The following is a 17042-nucleotide window of genomic DNA, read 5'->3' as shown; positions in this document are numbered from 1 at the left end:
ACGCACCACCGGTCACCCGCGACCACAGGCCGATCACGCGAGGGCACAGGCCGGTCGCGTACGGCCGACAGACAGCCACTCCCCGCCGCGAACCGACCACACCCGGGCCGCCAACCGGCTGCCCCACCCGCCCCGGGCCCGAGCGGCACGGGCGGCGCCGGTACGACGGAAGCCGGGTGCCACCGCGCGTCGGCCACCCGCGCGGCAGCCACCTAAGGAGACGGAGACGATGGACGTCAGCCCCGGACGTCACTGGTTGAACCGGCCGCTGCTGGCCCTGCTCGGGCTCGCCGCCCTGGCCGTGGGAGGTTGGGTGGCGATGACCGGGCTCGACGCCCGCGACCGGCTGCCGTTCGCCCTCCCCTCCTGGTGGCCGCGCTGGCACCCGCGTACCGAACTCGTCGACTGGCTCGACTCGACGGGTCTGCGCGAGCGCGACTGGTGGCCGGCCGCCGTCCTCGGCTGCCTGACGCTCGGCCTGCTCCTCCTCGCGTGCTGGCTGCTCACCCAGGCCGGCCCGCGCGAGCCGCGCCACCTGCCGCTGACCAGCCCCGCGCCGCACACCACGGGGGACGCCCGGCTCACCGCGCCCGCCCCGAGCCGCTCCGTACTGCGCACCGCGGCGCTGTCCCGGGTGATGGCCGCGCAGGTGGCCGGCCTGCCGGGGGTACGCCGGGCGCGCGTCCGCCTCAGCGGCGGCCCGCGCCGCCCCCGCGCCCGTATGACGGTGGTGCTCGACGCGGGCGCCGACCCGCGCGCCGTGCTGGCCGCCGTGTGCGGCGGCCCGCTCGCCCAGGCCCGGCACAGCGCCGACCTGCCCCACCTGCGCTCGGGCCTGCGCCTGCGGGGGGCGAACCCGTCCCCGCGCCGCATCCGCTGACCGACGGCGGGCCGGGCAGCGGACCCGGACAGCGCGGCCCGACCTCGCCGACGCGGTCCGCCGCGCGCCGACCCGACGGTGGCGCCACCAGCCCGTACCCGCCGGCCCGGCCCGGGTCTGGGCCCGCCACGGAACACCGACCGCCGGCGGGCCCGTGGGTCACCCGGCCCCGTGCACGACGCCGGCGCGCCACGCGCCCACCTACCGTCCCGGGCACCGACGACCATCCGGGCGGCGACGGGCCTTGACCTCAACCCCACTTCAGGTTCCAGAGTGATCCACATGAGCACCGAAACCGCTGACATCCGGGCCATCGAGGAGATCGTGGCCACCGTCGAACGCACCCAGCGCGCCAAGGACGCCGAAGGCTTCCTGGCGCTCTTCCACCCCGAGGCCCTGTGGACCACCGCCCACGGCAAGGTCCTGACGGACTTCGACGCCATCGCCGAGTTCACCCGCGCCGTGTTGCCCAACAGCACCTGGGACGGCAAGGTCAGCTACGAGGTGGCCGAGATCCGGTTCCTGCGGCCGGACGTGGCGGCCGTCAAGGTCCGGCAGACCTACCACTCGGCCGACGGCGACACCCACGGTTCCCCGCTCTACGTCGTGACCAAGCGGGATGACGGAGCCTGGCTGCTGCGCGTCGGCCAGAACACCGAGGTGCGGGAGGACTGACCCGGCCCCGGCACACCACACGAAGCCGGCCCGCCCTGGCCGCCTGCCCTGGCCGCCCGGCCAGGCCACCGGCCGCGTACGGGCGCGCGCCGGCCCGTCGGCCAGCCGACAGACCGACCGCGCGCCACCCCGCCCGCCCCCTGCGCCCCGGCCGGCCCCCGCCACACACGCGGAACCGGCCGGGCCTAGGGTGGCCCCCACACCACCGGAGCCGGCGTGCCCCCTCCGGGCGACGGGGCCCGGGCCCGCGCCGGCCGACGGCCGGTCAACTGGGCGTACGGTCAACGGCGTTGGCCGCCTGTCCGCTACTGCCGAGGCGCGCGCCGGTGTGTCGAACGGTCGCCGACCGCGACCGTCACCAGCCCCCGTGCGGGCGCCATCGCGTCACCGGGGCCGGTATCCGGTACGCCGGAAGGGATCGTGGCATGTCCAGCGACCGTCTGATGCGCATCCACAGCGCCGAGTTCCAGGCCATGGCCGACCGGGTCCGCCAGGTCACCGAACTCACCTCCCGTCTCAACGTTCTGCCCTTCGACGACGAGGCCGGCAAGGCGGAGCTGTTCACCCGGATTCTCGGCAAACCGCTCCCGGAGGGGGTCACGATCTACCCGCCCTTCTACACCGACCACGGGCTCCACCTCGACCTGGCCGAGCGGGTGTTCATCAACCAGAACTGCACGTTCCTGGACTACGCCGGCATCCGCGTCGCGCGGCGCGTGATGATCGGCCCCCGGGTCACCTTCATCACCAGCGGCCACCCGGTCGACCCCGGCGAGCGTCGCCTGTACCTCACCGGCGCCCCCATCGACGTGGCGGAGAACGTGTGGATCGGCGCCGGCGCCACCATCCTCCCCGGCGTCACCATCGGCCGCGACGCGGTCGTGGCCGCCGGCGCGGTCGTGGCCGACGACGTCCCCCCGGCCACCCTGGTCACCGGCGCCAAGGCCACCGTCCACCGCCAGTGGTGACGCTTCGGGTACGGCGGGCGCCCCGGCCGACGGGGCCGCGGACGCGTCGGCCGGTGCCCGTGACCCAACGGGAGAAGGCGCAGGTCAGACCACCTTCGGCACGGTGAGCGCGCCCGGTCCGGCCGACCGGGAAGCGGCGGGCGACGTCGTATCGGCTCGTGTGGTGACCACGGAAGCGGAGCCCGCCAGGGCGCCCGCCCGCGACGGCCCGGATCCGCGGCCCCGCCCGTCGGGGCGGGGCCAAGCGCGCACGACAGTGCCCCGTACCGGCGGCGCGCCCGCGTGACGCGGCGGGAGGCGAGAGCGCTGAGGGCAGCGGGCGTCGTACCGCCACTCATCCCCTCGCGGGCCCGGGGCCGACCCGTCGCGAATCCCGGCGCACCACGCTGACCTGGGAGGACACGCACGAGACGGTGACCGCCGGCCCGGCGGAGCCTAACGCGCCGCCAGCCGGCCCGCCCTGGCGGCGAGGGTCCACCACACCGGGCCGGGCGCGGCGGACGGGGCGGCGCCAACCCGGCCGAGGGCCGGTGCGGAGGTCCGCACCGTCCGCTGACCGGTCGGGGTGCGGACGCGGTCTACCGGTTCGCGGGTTCGCGGGAGGTGATCCGTCGCGTGCGACCGACCGCGCGGCCCACCGCGTTGCGCACCGCGAGGCCCGGCCCGGTACGGGGCACCAGGAGTCTGGAGAGCGGGCCGACGCGTCGTTGCCGTGGGCCTATCTCGCGGCGGAGCCGCGACTCGTAGGCGGCGAAGGCGCGGGCGTGGTCGCCGGGGTGGGCGGCGAGTTCCTCCGCGAGGGCGTACGCGCCCGCCATCGCCATGCTGGACCCGTCACCCAGCAGGGCGGTCGCCGCCGCCGCGTCGCCGAGCAGCACGACCCGTCCGCGCGACCAGGAGGGCACCCGGATGGTGGTCACGGGGTCGAAGAACGGGGCCGGGTGGTCGAGGAAGGCCGCCACGAGTTCCGGTGCCCGCCACCGCATGTCGGCGTAGGCGTCGGCCACGGTCCGCTTGTGGAGGGCGAGGTCCTTGCGGTCGTGGGGTGCCGGTCGGGCGGCCCGGAAGGTGAAGATCGCGAGCGGGGTGGTCCGCGAGGGATGGAGGACCAGCATCCGGTTCGGCGCGGTCAGCATCGTCATCTCGCTCGGGTCCTCGACGGCGTCGGGTGCCAGCGGCACGGTCGCGTTGTACAGGCCCAGGTCACCCGCGAACCGACGCTCGGGGCCGAACACCAGGCGCCGTACGGTGGAGTGCGCCCCGTCGGCGCCGACCACCAGGTCGAAGCGCCGTGGCGCGGACCGCCGGAAGGTGACGTCGACCCCACCCGCGTCCTGGTCGAGAGCGGTGACCGTGTCGTCGAACAGGAACTCGGCCTCGGCCCGCGCCGACCGGTGGAGCACCTCGGACAGGTCGGCTCGGGTCACCTCGACCGTCCGCGCCCCGTCCGAGGCGAGCGGGAGTCGCAGGACGCGCCTGCCGGCGGGGTCGAGCAGGGTCAGCGACCGGTTGCGGGTGGCCAGCTCGCGGAGCCCCGGAAGGATGCCCATGTGGTCGGCGACCGGGATCGCGGGCCCCTTCACGACGATCGCGCTGCCACCGGAGCGCAGGTGCCGGGCGTGTTCGACGACCGTGGGCCGGTAGCCGTTGCGGGCGAGCCAGTAGGCGACCGCGGGCCCCGCGATTCCGGCACCGACGATCAGCACCTCGGGTTTCTTCATGACGATGACCTCTCGGGGCGTCGATGACCAGGTCTGCGGCGGGGTGCCGGGGCCGGTTCCAGGGCACGGCGGCACGGCGCGGCGCGACCCCGCCAGGTACGAAAACTTTCGTACCTCAGTGGAGCACACCCCTCAGGTACGATTCAAGCCGTACCTGAAGGGGGTGCCGCGTGCCCGCGAGGAACCTGGTCGGCCCGGAGGCCGACGCGCTCGATCTGGGTGCGGTGTTCCGCGCCCTCGCCGACGAGCACCGCCGTTCGGTGTTGACGCAGTTGGTCGCCGACCACGGCGACACCGAACGGGGCTGCAACTCGTTCGACCTTCCGATCTCGAAGCAGACCCAGACCCACCACTTCCGCGTCCTGCGCGAGGCCGGCCTCATCGACGAGATCGACTACGGCAACCGCAAGGGCATCCGCCTACGACGCGCGGACATCGAAAGGCGCTTCCCCGGGCTGCTCGCCCTCCTGAAGGCAGAACCTCCGCGCGATTCCGCTCCTCACTAGCCACACATGGGGTACGCGCCCGACACCCCCTCGACTCCAGGGCCGCGCCCCCGACCCACCCGCGCGCGGACACCGCCTGTCACACCGCGAGCCGTACGCCGCGTCACCGCCGACGCGACCGGACCGGCCACGGGACCACTCGCCCCGCGAGCGAGGCCCCGGGGCGGGGCGGGGCTACCCGACGGGCCGGCTGAGAACGCGGTCGAGGGCCGCCCGCGGCGGGGAGCGGGCGCGCCGACAGGGCCCGCTGCCCCCGCCGACCGCGCGAGCGCGGACGCCGAGGGACGCGCCCACTCCGCCAGCGCGCCGGCTCGCTCATGTGCTCGGCCCGCCCGACGATCTGGCCGTGGCCCGCGTCGCGCACCACTGCCCCCAGCCGCCGCCCCGGCCGGGACCCGCACCCGCCGGCCGCAGCCACGGTGACCGTTGGCCTCTCGCCAGCATCAGACCAGCTGGTGATCCACCAGGCGGGCGAAACGTCCCCGCCCTCCAGGCCGAACGACTCTCGACCTGGTTCTTCCTGGTGGGCCATCAGGGGCTCGAACCCCGTCGGCGAGTTGCCTCCGCATGGCCCGCCCGCAGGCTCTGACGTTCGGCTCGCTGCCTTCGCCGCACGCGGGGACGCCAAGACCGGGGTATGGGTGGAGGGCCGCGCACCGGCGGGCGGGAGAGTCGGCGAGCTACTTACCGATGGTGACCGACGGACTGTCGAGCAAGGCGGTGTGCGTGGCCGCGGCGGCACAGTAGATGACGATGAGGGGGGTGACAGGCCCGGACGCGGGGTCCAGCGCTGGATGCCTGTTCGACGCGACCAGGATGATGACCAGCCCGAATGCCAGGTACGCGCCGGGGACCCAGGGCCGTACAACACGCTTGTTCGTGGCGATGACGAACGGTAGGGCGGCCAGGAAGGCCACATAGTAGGGCGCGAACATGGCGAGGGCGAGAGGCAAAGTGATCCACAGGGCCTTGTCCACGGGGCCGTTGAACATCCTGGGAAAGCTCCCTGGCCGAAAGCTGGGCTGAGGCGGAACGGACATGGCTGCCCCCCGGGTGAGTGCGCTTGAGCGCGTGGAACGGGGGGTGGGCTCGCACTGTAGCCAGTGCCCGAGGGGCGCAGGAGCGGTTTCGGTACGGGCTTCATCTGATCGCGACGGAAGTGTGGTGACCGCGAAGCGTCCCCGCCCGTGGGCGGGAGCACTTCGTGGTGTGGGGTGCGATCTCGGCGGGGTCAGGGGCCGCGGTGGCGTGTGCGGGCCTCCGCCAGTCGGTGAGTGCCACAGGCACCCCCGGGGCGTAGTGGCAGGCGGGCTCGGAGAGGCTCCAGCCGGTGGTGGCGATGGCCCGCGGGACGCGAAGGAGATGCTGCGGCCCTTCACGGCCGTGCTCACCACGGGCCCCTGTATGCCGCTGTTCGCCGAGACCAGGCAGGAGCTGACGGAGCCTGCCGCCGTGTTGGTGCCCAGAGCTCGCCGGCAGGCATCTTCCGACACCGCCGCGCACGCATCGCTCACGCGGAAGCCCGAAGACGACGAGGGGCCCCGGCCCTCCTGAGCGGACCGGGGCCTTCCCGCGCTGGTCAACGCCACGACGTCGGAGACCTGTTCGGTGGGCCATCAGGGGCTCGAACCCTGAACCAATGGATTAAAAGTCCACTGCTCTGCCAATTGAGCTAATGGCCCGCACCACGCAGCATAGCCCGGCCGTCCGCCGGGCCCCGAGCCCCCGGGGAGTTCGGGGCCACACGGGGTCGTACGAGGCCGTGCGCGTGGTGGCGGTGCGCCCGCCGGGCGCACGGGGCGGGGCCCGTACGACACCACCGTGCCGTTCGGGCCCCGCCCCGTCACTCATCGATCAGCCGTTGCGCTTCCAGCGCGGCTTGTCGTCGCGGCGGCCGAAGGAACCGGTGCCGGCGGCGCCGCCACGGTGGTCGTCACGGCGGCCGTGCGGCCGGTCGCTGTTGGCCGGGCGGTGACCGCCCGAGGGGCGCTCGTCACGACGGTCGCGGTTGTACGGGCGGTCCGAGCGGAAGCCGCCGGAGGGACGCTCGTCGCGGCGGAAGCCGCCCGAGGGGCGCTCGTCACGACGGTCGAAGGAACGACCACCACGGTCATCCCGACGCTCGTCACGACGGAAACCACCGGAAGGACGCTCGTCACGACGGAAACCACCCGAGGGACGGTCATCGCGCCGGAAACCACCCGAGGGACGCTCGTCACGACGCTCACGGCGGTCGAAGTTGCCCCGGTCGTCGCGGCGCTCGTACCCGCCGCGCTCCTGCTCCGGGCGGCTCGGCGCGGCGTCCACGGGCTGCTCGGCGCGCTCCTCGGCCGCGGGGGCGGCGGGCGCGTCCGCGTCGCCGTCCCGCGCACCGGCCTCGGCGACGGGCTCCGCCGCCGGGGTGGCGTCGGCGGGCGCCGCCGCGGCCACGGCCGCGGCCGGGTCCTCGCCGCGCTCGCGGGCCGCGCGGGCCAGCAGGCGGTCGGCCTCCTCACGCAGCTCGGTCGCGCGCCGCTGCACCTGCTGCAACTGGCGGGTGAGGTCCTGGACATCGCGCTCGGCCTGCTTGGCCGAGTTCGCCGCCGACTCGGCCTGCACCTCGGTGAGGGAGCGGGCGCCGGTGATGCGCGCCACGTCGTCGTCGAAGGCGCCCGCGCCGCCGACGATGTGCCGCGAGGCGTCGACGCCCGCGTCCTCCATCAGTCGGAAGATCTGCCGGCGCTGGTGCGGCAGGGCCAGCGAGACGACGGTGCCGCTCTGCCCCGCGCGGGCCGTACGGCCGGAGCGGTGCAGGTAGTCCTTGTGGTCGCCGGCCGGGTCCACGTTCAGCACCAGGTCGATGCCGTCCACGTGGATGCCGCGCGCCGCGACGTCCGTGGCGACCAGGACGTTGACGTAACCGTCCTTGAAGTCGGCCAGCGTACGGGTCCGCGCGCCCTGGGTCATGCCGCCGTGCAGCGCGTCGGCGCGCACACCGGCGTCCACGAGCTGCTCGGCGACGCGGTCGGCGCCCATCTGGGTGCGGACGAAGATGATGGTGCGGCCCTTGCGCGCCGCGATGGCGGCGGTGACCGGCGCCTTGTCCTTCGGCTTCACGACGAGCACGTGGTGCGTCATGGTCGTGACCGCGCCCTGCGCCGCGTCGACCTCGTGCGTGATCGGGTCGGACAGGTAGCGCTTGACGAGGGTGTCGATCTCGTTCTCCAGCGTCGCGGAGAACAGCATCCGCTGGCCGCCGGTCGGCACCAGGTCCAGGATCTCGGTGACCTCGGGCAGGAAGCCCATGTCGGCCATCTGGTCGGCCTCGTCGAGCACGGCGACCTGCACCCGGTCCAGGGTGGCGGCGCCGCGGTTGATGATGTCGCGCAGTCGGCCCGGAGTGGCGACCAGGATGTCCACGCCGCGCTCCAGGGCGTAGATCTGGTTGCCCATCGAGGTGCCGCCGCAGACGACCTTGAGCTTCAGGCCGAGTACGTCGCCGTACGGCTGGAGCGCGTCGGAGACCTGCATCGCGAGCTCGCGGGTCGGGGTCAGGATCAGGCCACGGGGACGCTTCTTCTCCGTGAAACCACCGGAGAGTTGGGTCAGCAGCGGGAGGCCAAAGGAGAGGGTCTTGCCGGAGCCGGTGCGGCCTCGGCCGAGGATGTCCTGGCCCGCCAGCGCGTCCGGGATGGTCGCGGCCTGGATCGGGAACGGGGTGGTGACGCCGTTCTGCTTCAGCTTGCGGACGACCTGCTCGGGCAGCCCGAGGTCGGCGAAGGTGATGGTCTTCTCGGCGTCCTCAGCGTCCTCGGCGACCTCGTCGGACGCCTCGGGGAGTTCCTCGCCCTGCGCGTGGGACGCGCTGACCTCGGCGGACTCGCCGGCGACGGCGGTCTCGGCCGGCTCGGCGACGGCGGGGGTGACCTCGGCCACGACGGCCTCGGGAGCGGCGGTCGCCGCGGTGTCCTCGGGGATCATGCCGGTCTCGGTGACCTCGGGCATGACGGTGTGCTCAGCAGAAATGGACATGCGAAACGCGAAACCTTCCGGAGTTACGGCACGCGCCCAGACTCCGTGTGATTTCGCAAACGACCGCCTCGATGCGGTCAGCCACGGCAAGGAAAGGAACGCGCCACGCGGCGCGCTCCGGGAGAGGTTCTCCGAAGTCGGCCGGGCAAATGGGATCAAACGATCTACCACCATACGCACCCCGCCCCCCGGAAGGCAAATCCCCGCCCCCGGCCCCCGCGCTCCCCCGCCGGACCCACCTCGTCGCCGACCCACCCGCACCCTCCCCACCGGTCGCGGCCCCGCCCCCAACAGCCCCACCGCGCCCGCCGCTCCCGGCTTTCCGCTCGCCGAGAGCCCCGTCACACCCACCCGGCCGCGCCCCTCCCCACACCCGACAGCCCGCCCGTCGTCCCACCGGGACACCACGGCACCGGGCGCCGTCCCGCCGCCCCGACCTCGGGCGTCGCCCCCGCCGCCTCACCGCTCCCGCAGGGGTCTCGGCTGCGGGGCGGACCCCGCCCCCTCGGTGGGTTGCGGCGTGGTCGGGGGTGGCGAGGTGGTCGGCTCGGCGGTCGGTACGGGCACGCTGGGCTCCGGCGGCGGACTGCTCGGGCGCGGCGTGGTCGGCCGGGGGCGCGGCACCGAACCCGTGGCCGTCGGAGCGGGCACGTCGGGCCGGGGCGCCGGATCGGCGGCGGGCGGCGTGCGCGACGGCTCCTTCTCGCCCCTACCCGGCTCGGCCGGCCCCTCGCCGTCGTCGGGGTCGCGCCGCTTGTCCGGCTTCTCGTCGTCTCCGCGTTCGGGCGACGGCGAGGCGTCGCCCGAACCGTCCGGGCGGGGCCGCGCGTCCGCCCGGCGGGCCCCGTCGGGCAGCACGGCGCCGCCGTCGTGGCCGGGCAACACCCCGTCGGGCTGGCCGCTCCGCCCCTCGCCGCCGGCCGGACGCGTACGGTCCGGTTCGGAGACGCTCATGCACCCCGCCAACGCCATCGCGGCCAGCACCACGGCCGCGACGCGCGCCGAGGCACGCGGCACCGTGCGCGCGAGGGGTCGCGGCACGCGAGCGTCCCGGGACATGTGTGAGGCGTGGGTGGCACGAGAGTCACGGGGGAGGCGAGAAGCTCGGGAGCCCTCGGGAACACAGGCGGACATGTCAGGCATGGGTGGGCTACCTTCCGGCGCACGGTGCGGGCCTCCTGCCCAACTGGCCCCGCCCCACCCAGGACACGCGCCCCACCGGCCACGCCCTCCCGTCGGCCCCCGAATCCGTCCGGCCCGCGCGGAGCGCGTACGCGGGGCCAACTGCCCTCCCCGCGCGGCGCGAGCGCCCCGCCCCGGCGGCCGCCGGGCCGAAGAGGCCGCTAGCCCCAGCCGAGTTCGTGCAGTCGCTCGTCCTCGATGCCGAAGTGGTGCGCCACCTCGTGGACCACGGTCACGGCCACCTCGTCCCGCACCGCGTCCCGGAAGGCCGCCCGCGAACCGGTCGCCGGCTCACCACCCGGCGCGGGCACGTCGCCGGCCGCGAACCCCCCGGCCGCCACGGGCGCACCGCGCGCGGCGGACCCGTCGCCCCCTCCCAGCGCACCCTCCCCCGTGGGCCCGTCCGCCTCCGGCGTCACACCCTCGTGGTGCGCGCACATCCGCACCGTCGGCCCCCGGTAGATGGTGATCCGGTCCGGCAGCACGCCCGCGTACCACTCGCCACGGTCGGTCAACGGCGTCCCCTCGTAGAGCCCGAGCAGCTCCGGATCGTCCGCGGGGGGCTCGTCCTCCACGAACACCGCCACGTTGTCCATGAGCCGCGTCAGCTCGGGCGGAATGCGGTCCAGGGCTTCGGCGACCAGTTCCTCGAACTCCTCGCGCGTCATTTCCAGCACCCGGCCATTGTCGGGCAGGCGCCCCGCCCGCGCCCCACGCGCGCACCGGACACCCCCGCGCACCCCAAACCACCCGGGCCCCGAGCGCCACCACGACGCCCCTGGTCACCCCCGCCCCCACCGCGCGGGAAACCGTTTTGGCGATCCCCGTCGGCATCCCATATGCTTCTCACGTCCCCGACGGCGCCGGAAGGCGCCCAGGTGGGCCATCAGCCCTCATCGTCTAGTGGCCCAGGACGCCGCCCTTTCAAGGCGGTAGCACGGGTTCGAATCCCGTTGGGGGCACCACTCTTACAGTCTCCCTGACCAGCGGAAACGCCGGCCAGGGGGACTTTTTGTGTTGCGGACGTCCGCACCGCGTCAGCGGCGGTCCGACGCGCGGTACGCCGCGTGGCGCGGACGGGACACGGGACGCCGCGAACACGGACAGGCGATCGCCGCCAAGGTGGTACCGCCAGCCGTCCAGGTGCGCCCCCGACCCGACCCACCCCCCGTGCCCCCGCACCCCGACGCAGGCGCGGAAGGACGGTCCGGCGGTGGGTGGACCCGCGCCACAGCCGAACGGACAGCGGGCGACCCGGCGCCCGCAAAGCGGGCATATTGCTCATTTCTTCTCGTCGGCCTTCGTCGGGTATAGTCATCAATCAGTTCGGGCGTGAGCGCCGGAACCAATCCCCAAGCACTACACACTCCCCATCGGGTGTGCCGTGCGCGAGGTCCTGTGGAGCAGTTTGGAGTGCTCGCCACCCTGTCAAGGTGGAGGCCGCGGGTTCAAATCCCGTCAGGACCGCTGAAGTTCCTCGTGAACTTCGTGGCTGGGTAGCTCAGTTGGTACGAGCGATCGCCTGAAAAGCGATAGGTCGCCGGTTCGACCCCGGCCCCAGCCACAGCCAAGGCCCCGATCCTCGGATCGGGGCCTTTTCGTGCTTCGCTGTGCCGTCCTTCCCTCATCGAGCACGCTCGACCGCTTCGGCGTCCGCCGACCTGTCACGCCCCGGGGCCGGTGCGGGCACCCGGCGCGCGAGGCCACTCATCCGCGCGCCCGGCAGCGCTCGTGATCAGTACAGCTAGGCGCGGGCGTCGTCTACCCGGGTGAGGAGGGTGAGCAGGGCATCGGCGGCGGGTCCGGAGGAGGCGGGGTTCTGACCGGTGACGAGCAGGCCGTCGGTGATGACGTAGGGCTGCCAGTCGCCGACCTTGGCGTAGTCGGCGCCCAGTCGCTTCAACTCGTCCTCGACGAGGAAGGGGACGACGTCGGTCAGGCCCATCGCGGCCTCCTCGCCGTTGGTGAAGCCGGTGACCCTCCGACCCCGGACGAGGGGGGTGCCGTCGGGGTTGGTGGCGTGGCGCAGGGTGCCGGGGGCGTGGCAGACCAGGGCGGCGGGCTTGCCCGCGCGCAGGATGGATTCGATGAGCCGGACGGACGTGGGGTCTTCGGCCAGGTCCCACAGGGGGCCGTGGCCGCCCGGGTAGAAGACGGTGTCGAAGTCGTCGGCGGAGACGGAGTCCAGGCGGACGGTGTCGGCGAGCGCCGCCATGGCCTCGGCGTCGGCCTCGAAGCGGTGGGTCTGGTCGGTCTGGGAGGCGGGTTCGTTGCTCTTCGGGTCCAGCGGCGGCCTGCCGCCCTTGGGGGAGGCGAGGGTGACCTCGGCGCCGGCGTCCCTGAAGCGGTAGTAGGGGGCCGCGAGCTCTTCCAACCAGAAGCCGGTCTTGCGGCCGGTGGTGCCGAGTTCGTCGTGCGAGGTGAGAACGATGAGGACCTTCATGGCGTGACTCCTTTTAGTAGACCGGTCGTCTCCACGTGGTGCGGCAGACGGCCGGCGTTCGGGCGGGTCTTCGGGGTTGAGGTGTGGCCGGGTGCTACAGGTGCAGGAGTTGACGGGTGACCGTCGTCGTGGTGTCCAGCGGGGCGATGTCGCGGTGGATCTTGGCCATGACGCTCGCTCCGAGCCACATGTCGTACAGGACCTGCGCGGTCTCGCGCGGGGTGCCGTCGACGGCGACCGAGCCGTCTTCCAGGCCGGCCGCGATCATTCGTTCCAGGCGGTCGACGATGGCGGTGGTGCCCTCCTTCAGGGCGAGCCGCATCGCCTCCGACAGGTCGGAGACCTCCGCGCCGAGCTTGACGGCCAGGCACTTGCCCTGGCACTCGTCGACGCTCTGCGTCTCGCGCCAGTACTGCCAGTAGTTCATCAGCCGCTCCCCCGCGGTCAGGCCCGGCTCGGCGAGGACGCGGTCCATGTTCGCCAGGTAGTCGGCGAAGTAGGCCCGCATCATGGCCTCACCGAAGGCGTCCTTGGAGGCGAAGAAGTGGTAGAACGACCCCTTCGGCACCCCGGCCGCGGAGAGGACCTCGTTGATGCCCACCGCGGAGAACCCCTTGCGGGACATGATCTGCTGGGCGACGTCGAGGATGCTGCGGCGAGTATCGCCCTGCGTGGCTGACATGCCTCGACCCTACCGTCCATTAGACCAGTCGTCTATACGATTATCCGCGTCCACGGCTCGGCCCGGCGCGTCAACGGCCGAGGAAGTCCAGGAGGATCTCGTTGACCTCGGCGGTGTGGGTGGTGAGCAGCCCGTGCGGCGCGCCGTCGATCTCGACGTACCTGGCGGCGGGCAGGGCCTTGGCGAAGCGACGTCCGGTGGCGTCGACCGGCAGGGTGCGGTCGCCCGTGCCGTGCACGATCAGGGCGGGGACGTCGATCCGGGGGATGTCGGCCCGGAAGTCGGTGGGCCAGGTCAACGGGGCGGCGGCCGAAGCGATCGGGCCCGCGCCCGCCGCGACGTTCCAGGCGTGACGCACGGCCTCCTCGCTCACCCGGGTGCCCAGGTTCTCGTCGAGGTTGAAGAAGTCGGCGTAGAAGCTGGTGAAGAAGGCGTAGCGGTCCTCCTTGACCGCCTCGGAGACGCCTTCGAAGAAGGAGAGCGGGGCGGCGCCGTCGGGATTGTCGTCGGTGATCGCCAGATACGGTTCCAGTGACGCGAGGAACACGGCCTTGGCGACCCGGTCGGAGCCGTAGACCGACAGGTAGCGGGCGACCTCGCCGGTGCCCATCGAGAAGCCCACCAGGACCGCGTCGCGCAGGTCGAGGGTCTCCATGAGGGTGTTCAGGTCGGCGGCGAAGGTGTCGTAGTCGTAACCGGTCGCGGGCTGGCTGGACTTGCCGAAGCCGCGGCGGTCGTAGGTGATGACCCGGTGGCCGGATGCCAGCAGGGCGGGGACCTGGCCTTCCCAGGAGTTGCCGTCCAGTGGGTAGCCGTGGATCAGGACGACCGGCTGCCCGGCCCCCTTGTCCTCGTAGTGCAGCGTGATGTCGGCGCTGTTCTCCGTACCGACCGTGATACGCCCCATGATGCCGTCCCCTTCCGGGAGTTCGGTGGCTGTCGTGTTCCGACACCAGGACTATACGACCGGTCTACTCGAAGCGCCACCCCCTCCGCCACGATGTCGGCCGGGAGATCGCCGCACGGACCGGCGGCGGCCACGGCCGGCCGCGTCCGGGGCTCGTCGAGCCGCCCTCGTCGGGGGCAGGCCCGCGGATGGGGGAGGAGGGACGCGCGGCGGTGACGACACGCCTCCCCACGCTGACACGTCGGCACGGGGGCGGGGCCGGGCGGGCCGAGCTCGACGCGGCCTCCGGAAGGACGTGACGACCGGGATCCCGCGCATCTCCGCGAGCCGGGAACGTAACGGTGTCGGGCCCGAATCCCGTTGGGGGCACGCGAGACCGTGTGCGAGACTGGTGCTCGCACGTGAGCCTGGTCCTGTGGAGCAGTTTGGAGTGCTCGCCACCCTGTCAAGGTGGAGGCCGCGGGTTCAAATCCCGTCAGGACCGCCGCAACCGCGAGGTTGCGTGGCTGGGTAGCTCAGTTGGTACGAGCGATCGCCTGAAAAGCGATAGGTCGCCGGTTCGATCCCGGCCCCAGCCACCGTGGCGCGCGGCGGTGAGGTCCCGACCGGGCTGACGGTCGGGGCCTCATCGCTGTGCGGACCGGCTCTTGGCGGCCCGCCGCCCGCCGCGTCGTACCCGCGCGTGCGCGACGGCCCGCGTCGGGGGCTCAGTCCACCGTCACGACCACCTTGCCGCGCACGTGGCCCTCCGCGCTCAGGCGTTGGGCGTCGGCGGCGCGCTCCAGGGGGAAGGTCTGGGCCACCGGGACCGTGAGGGCCCCGGCGTCGGCCAGGGTGGACAGGGCCGCGAGGTCGGTCGCGTGGGGGCGGACCCACAGGTAACGCCCGCCCAGCGGGGTCACCGCGGGGTCCACGATCGAGGCGATGCGGCGCGGGTCCCGCGTGAGCTCGGCCGAGACCGTGACCGCGTCCCCGCCGACCAGGTCGAAGGCCGCGTCCACACCCTCGGGGGCCAGCGCCCGCACCCGCTCGGCCAGCCCGTCCCCGTAGCTGACCGGCTCCCCGCCCAGGGAGCGTACGAAGTCGTGACCGCGCGGGCTGGCCGTGCCGATCACGCGGGCGCCCAGGTGGCGGCCGATCTGCACGGCCATCGAACCCACCCCGCCGGCCGCCGCGTGCACCAGCAGCGTGTCGCCCTCGCCCACGCGCAGCGCCTTGGTGAGCGCCTGGTACGCAGTGAGCCCGGCCAGCGGCAACCCCGCGGCCTGCTCGAAGGTGAGACGGGCGGGCTTGCGGGCCAGGGTGCGCACCGGGGCCGCCACGTACTGCGCGAACGTCCCGCCGGACAGGGTGTCCTTGCGGACGTAGCCGATGACCTCGTCGCCCTCGGCGAACTCCGGGGTGTCCAGGCCGCCCCGGACCACGACGCCGGCCACGTCCCAGCCGGGGACCACCGGGAAGGTCACGTCCAGCAGCGAGTTGAGGTGACCGGCCTGGGCCTTCCAGTCCACCGGGTTCACCGCGGCGGCCCTGACCTGGACCAGGACCGAGTCGGGCCCGACCTTGGGTTCGGGCAGGTCGCCGTACTCCAGGGCCTCGGGCCCGCCGTACGCGCGGTAGCTCACAGCCTTCACGGTGCTCCTCACTCCATGGGGGTCGCCCCGGCCCGGCCATGTGGTCGGGGGCGCGGGGTGTGTGCGGTGTGGGGTCGGGGTGCGTGCGGGGTCGGGGTACGTGCGGGGTCGGGGTACGTGCGGGGTCGGGGTACGTGCGGGGTCGGGGTACGTGCGGGGTCGGGGTACGTGCGGTGCGGCGGCCCACGCTAGGCCGCCGGCGCGGCGGCGGGGGCCCGCGCCGCACGGCCGCCCGGGTGGCGATGCCGCCAGAACCAGAAGACCGCGCTGGCCACGACCGCCCAGCCGGCCAGCACCAGGAAGGGGAAGGCGTGCTGGTGGCCGCCGAAGTAGACCGCCGTGTGCTGGGCGTTGACCGACGCGCCGGGTGGCAGCCAGCGGCCGATGTGGCCGAGCACGGAGGGCAGCAGCGGCCAGGAGACGGCGCCGCCCGACGACGGATTGCCCAGCAACACCATCAGTCCCCAGGTCGGCAGCATGGCCCAGCGGCCGACGAGGGTGTTGAACATCGTGAAGACCATGCCCGAGGCGAACAGCGTCAGCGCCAGGATGAGCCACGACTCCACGAACGGCAGCTCCAGCGCGCCCAGCAGCCAGTCCACCACCGCCGCGATGGCGAATCCGCCGAGCAGCGCGTACGCGGCGGTGAAGGCGATCCGCTCGGCCGGGTCGAGCGAGCGGGCGTGCACGCTGAGCTGGATCGCGCCGACGAAGCCGATGATCACCGCCGCGAGCGACACGTAGAAGATCGCCAGCCCGCGCGGGTCGCCCCGCTGGAGTGGCTTGATGTCGCGCACCGTGACCGGCACCCCCACCCGCGCGCCGACCCGTGGCCCCGCGCTGGCGAACACCTCGGCGACCGAGGCCCCCGACGCGCTGGAGATGTCCAGCTCCACGCGGTCCCCCGCGCCGCCCGGCCGGCTCCGGGGCGGGCGGCGCACGTCCAGCACGGCGAACACCCGCTGCTCGTCCACGGCCCGCTTGGCCTGGGCGTACGTCGCGTACTCGCGCAGTTCCAGCGAGGCGTCCAAAGCCTCCTCCATCCCCCGCACGAACGCCCTGCCGCGCGGGCTGTCGCTCGCGCCGACCACCGCCGTCGGCACGTGGTGCGGGGTCGGGTTGGCCATGACGTAGGTGTACGAACCGGCGAACAGGCCGGCGGCCGCCGCCAGGATGATCACCAGCACCGTGGCCGGAAAGAACGGGGAGTCCTTGAACGCCGCCCAGCGCGAGACCGGCCGCCCCTCGGGGTGCGCTCCGCCGGGCGCGGGGCCGGCCGCCCCGCCTGCCACCTCGCCGGTGGGCCGGCCGGGTGTCGCCTCGGGCGCGGCGTCACGCGGCGGGCTCGGGGCGCCCGCCGGCCGGGGCGGGGTCGGGGCCGAGGTCGAGTCCGGGGCTGGCTCACGGCCCGGGGCTGGGCCGGGGGCGGGAGC

Annotated in this window: 15 protein-coding genes, 6 tRNA genes and 1 pseudogene; 10 read left to right on the top strand and 12 right to left on the bottom strand. The window is 73.9% G+C overall.

Annotated features, from left to right (window positions below):
• Window positions 1-229: 229 nt before the first annotated feature.
• The 3 genes from ACFVFR_RS10685 to ACFVFR_RS10675 all read left to right on the top strand — a co-directional run bounded on the left by ACFVFR_RS10685 (window position 230) and on the right by ACFVFR_RS10675 (window position 2523).
• A complete protein-coding gene (locus ACFVFR_RS10685) occupies window positions 230-880 on the top strand; it encodes a hypothetical protein (RefSeq protein WP_383699602.1) in 651 nt (216 codons plus the stop codon).
• Window positions 881-1162: 282 nt separating this feature from the next.
• Window positions 1163-1555 (top strand): SgcJ/EcaC family oxidoreductase, encoded by a 393-nt coding sequence (locus ACFVFR_RS10680; RefSeq protein ID WP_383699600.1) that lies wholly within the window; start codon window positions 1163-1165, stop codon window positions 1553-1555.
• Between the two features lie 425 nt (window positions 1556-1980).
• A complete protein-coding gene (locus ACFVFR_RS10675; RefSeq protein ID WP_383699598.1) occupies window positions 1981-2523 on the top strand; it encodes a DapH/DapD/GlmU-related protein in 543 nt (180 codons plus the stop codon).
• 578 nt (window positions 2524-3101) lie between these two features.
• Here the strand turns inward: ACFVFR_RS10675 and ACFVFR_RS10670 are convergent.
• Window positions 3102-4244 (bottom strand): FAD-dependent monooxygenase, encoded by a 1143-nt coding sequence (locus ACFVFR_RS10670; protein ID WP_383699596.1) that lies wholly within the window; start codon window positions 4242-4244, stop codon window positions 3102-3104.
• A gap of 170 nt (window positions 4245-4414) precedes the next feature.
• On the opposite strand from ACFVFR_RS10670, the gene ACFVFR_RS10665 reads away from it, so the two are divergent.
• Window positions 4415-4750, top strand: coding sequence for an ArsR/SmtB family transcription factor (locus tag ACFVFR_RS10665; RefSeq protein WP_383699594.1), 336 nt, complete (start codon window positions 4415-4417; stop codon window positions 4748-4750).
• 680 nt (window positions 4751-5430) lie between these two features.
• Here ACFVFR_RS10665 and ACFVFR_RS10660 read toward each other — a convergent pair.
• Entirely contained in the window at window positions 5431-5742 is a 312-nt protein-coding gene (locus tag ACFVFR_RS10660; protein ID WP_383699592.1) for a hypothetical protein, read from the bottom strand.
• A 370-nt stretch (window positions 5743-6112) separates the two neighbouring features.
• On the opposite strand from ACFVFR_RS10660, the gene ACFVFR_RS10655 reads away from it, so the two are divergent.
• Complete coding sequence (locus tag ACFVFR_RS10655) at window positions 6113-6304, top strand: hypothetical protein (protein WP_383699590.1); 192 nt, start codon at window positions 6113-6115, stop codon at window positions 6302-6304.
• A gap of 55 nt (window positions 6305-6359) precedes the next feature.
• Here ACFVFR_RS10655 and ACFVFR_RS10650 read toward each other — a convergent pair.
• The 5 genes and pseudogenes from ACFVFR_RS10650 to ACFVFR_RS10630 form a co-directional block, all read right to left on the bottom strand.
• Window positions 6360-6432 (bottom strand) — tRNA-Lys (locus ACFVFR_RS10650).
• A 172-nt stretch (window positions 6433-6604) separates the two neighbouring features.
• The gene (locus ACFVFR_RS10645; RefSeq protein WP_383699588.1) at window positions 6605-8761 is read right to left on the bottom strand and encodes a DEAD/DEAH box helicase; all 2157 of its coding nucleotides are present in this window, start codon (window positions 8759-8761) and stop codon (window positions 6605-6607) included.
• A gap of 459 nt (window positions 8762-9220) precedes the next feature.
• Window positions 9221-9802 (bottom strand): hypothetical protein, encoded by a 582-nt coding sequence (locus ACFVFR_RS10640; protein ID WP_383699586.1) that lies wholly within the window; start codon window positions 9800-9802, stop codon window positions 9221-9223.
• 302 nt (window positions 9803-10104) lie between these two features.
• Complete coding sequence (locus ACFVFR_RS10635) at window positions 10105-10254, bottom strand: metallopeptidase family protein (RefSeq protein ID WP_383699684.1); 150 nt, start codon at window positions 10252-10254, stop codon at window positions 10105-10107.
• 90 nt (window positions 10255-10344) lie between these two features.
• Window positions 10345-10611: pseudogene (locus ACFVFR_RS10630) on the bottom strand (metallopeptidase family protein); the annotation flags it as partial.
• A 221-nt stretch (window positions 10612-10832) separates the two neighbouring features.
• Between ACFVFR_RS10630 and ACFVFR_RS10625 the strand changes: the two are divergent.
• The 3 genes from ACFVFR_RS10625 to ACFVFR_RS10615 all read left to right on the top strand — a co-directional run bounded on the left by ACFVFR_RS10625 (window position 10833) and on the right by ACFVFR_RS10615 (window position 11507).
• A tRNA-Glu gene (locus tag ACFVFR_RS10625) sits at window positions 10833-10908 on the top strand.
• 427 nt (window positions 10909-11335) lie between these two features.
• Window positions 11336-11410: transfer RNA gene (locus ACFVFR_RS10620), tRNA-Asp, on the top strand.
• A 23-nt stretch (window positions 11411-11433) separates the two neighbouring features.
• Window positions 11434-11507: transfer RNA gene (locus tag ACFVFR_RS10615), tRNA-Phe, on the top strand.
• Window positions 11508-11687: 180 nt separating this feature from the next.
• On the opposite strand, the gene ACFVFR_RS10610 is transcribed toward ACFVFR_RS10615, so the two are convergent.
• The 3 genes from ACFVFR_RS10610 to ACFVFR_RS10600 all read right to left on the bottom strand — a co-directional run bounded on the left by ACFVFR_RS10610 (window position 11688) and on the right by ACFVFR_RS10600 (window position 13975).
• Window positions 11688-12386, bottom strand: a complete 699-nt coding sequence (locus ACFVFR_RS10610) for a type 1 glutamine amidotransferase domain-containing protein (RefSeq protein WP_383699584.1) — start codon at window positions 12384-12386, stop codon at window positions 11688-11690.
• A gap of 94 nt (window positions 12387-12480) precedes the next feature.
• On the bottom strand, window positions 12481-13068 hold the full coding sequence (locus ACFVFR_RS10605; RefSeq protein WP_383699582.1) for a TetR/AcrR family transcriptional regulator: 588 nt from the start codon (window positions 13066-13068) through the stop codon (window positions 12481-12483).
• Window positions 13069-13138: 70 nt separating this feature from the next.
• Entirely contained in the window at window positions 13139-13975 is an 837-nt protein-coding gene (locus ACFVFR_RS10600) for an alpha/beta fold hydrolase (protein ID WP_383699580.1), read from the bottom strand.
• A gap of 409 nt (window positions 13976-14384) precedes the next feature.
• Here ACFVFR_RS10600 and ACFVFR_RS10595 point away from each other — a divergent pair.
• Window positions 14385-14459: transfer RNA gene (locus ACFVFR_RS10595), tRNA-Asp, on the top strand.
• A 20-nt stretch (window positions 14460-14479) separates the two neighbouring features.
• Window positions 14480-14553, top strand: a tRNA-Phe gene (locus ACFVFR_RS10590).
• A gap of 129 nt (window positions 14554-14682) precedes the next feature.
• On the opposite strand, the gene ACFVFR_RS10585 is transcribed toward ACFVFR_RS10590, so the two are convergent.
• Window positions 14683-15609 (bottom strand): NADP-dependent oxidoreductase, encoded by a 927-nt coding sequence (locus tag ACFVFR_RS10585; RefSeq protein WP_383699578.1) that lies wholly within the window; start codon window positions 15607-15609, stop codon window positions 14683-14685.
• Between the two features lie 188 nt (window positions 15610-15797).
• A complete protein-coding gene (locus tag ACFVFR_RS10580) occupies window positions 15798-16901 on the bottom strand; it encodes an ABC transporter permease (protein ID WP_383699576.1) in 1104 nt (367 codons plus the stop codon).
• Window positions 16902-17042: the final 141 nt, after the last annotated feature.

The organism is Streptomyces sp. NPDC057702 (assembly GCF_042799315.1).
Lineage (GTDB): Bacteria > Actinomycetota > Actinomycetes > Streptomycetales > Streptomycetaceae > Streptomyces.
This window is presented reverse-complemented; position numbering and strand designations above follow the sequence as displayed.

Excerpts from the sequence above, each read along its gene's own strand:
- ACFVFR_RS10610 (WP_383699584.1), bottom strand. The coding sequence starts at position 12,386 with ATGAAGGTCCTCATCGTTCTCACCTCGCACGACGAACTCGGCACCACC.
- ACFVFR_RS10600 (WP_383699580.1), bottom strand. The coding sequence starts at position 13,975 with ATGGGGCGTATCACGGTCGGTACGGAGAACAGCGCCGACATCACGCTG.
- ACFVFR_RS10680 (WP_383699600.1), top strand. The coding sequence starts at position 1,163 with ATGAGCACCGAAACCGCTGACATCCGGGCCATCGAGGAGATCGTGGCC.
- ACFVFR_RS10660 (WP_383699592.1), bottom strand. The coding sequence starts at position 5,742 with ATGTTCAACGGCCCCGTGGACAAGGCCCTGTGGATCACTTTGCCTCTC.
- ACFVFR_RS10645 (WP_383699588.1), bottom strand. The coding sequence starts at position 8,761 with ATGTCCATTTCTGCTGAGCACACCGTCATGCCCGAGGTCACCGAGACC.
- ACFVFR_RS10605 (WP_383699582.1), bottom strand. The coding sequence starts at position 13,068 with ATGTCAGCCACGCAGGGCGATACTCGCCGCAGCATCCTCGACGTCGCC.
- ACFVFR_RS10685 (WP_383699602.1), top strand. The coding sequence starts at position 230 with ATGGACGTCAGCCCCGGACGTCACTGGTTGAACCGGCCGCTGCTGGCC.
- ACFVFR_RS10655 (WP_383699590.1), top strand. The coding sequence starts at position 6,113 with ATGCTGCGGCCCTTCACGGCCGTGCTCACCACGGGCCCCTGTATGCCG.
- ACFVFR_RS10670 (WP_383699596.1), bottom strand. The coding sequence starts at position 4,244 with ATGAAGAAACCCGAGGTGCTGATCGTCGGTGCCGGAATCGCGGGGCCC.
- ACFVFR_RS10675 (WP_383699598.1), top strand. The coding sequence starts at position 1,981 with ATGTCCAGCGACCGTCTGATGCGCATCCACAGCGCCGAGTTCCAGGCC.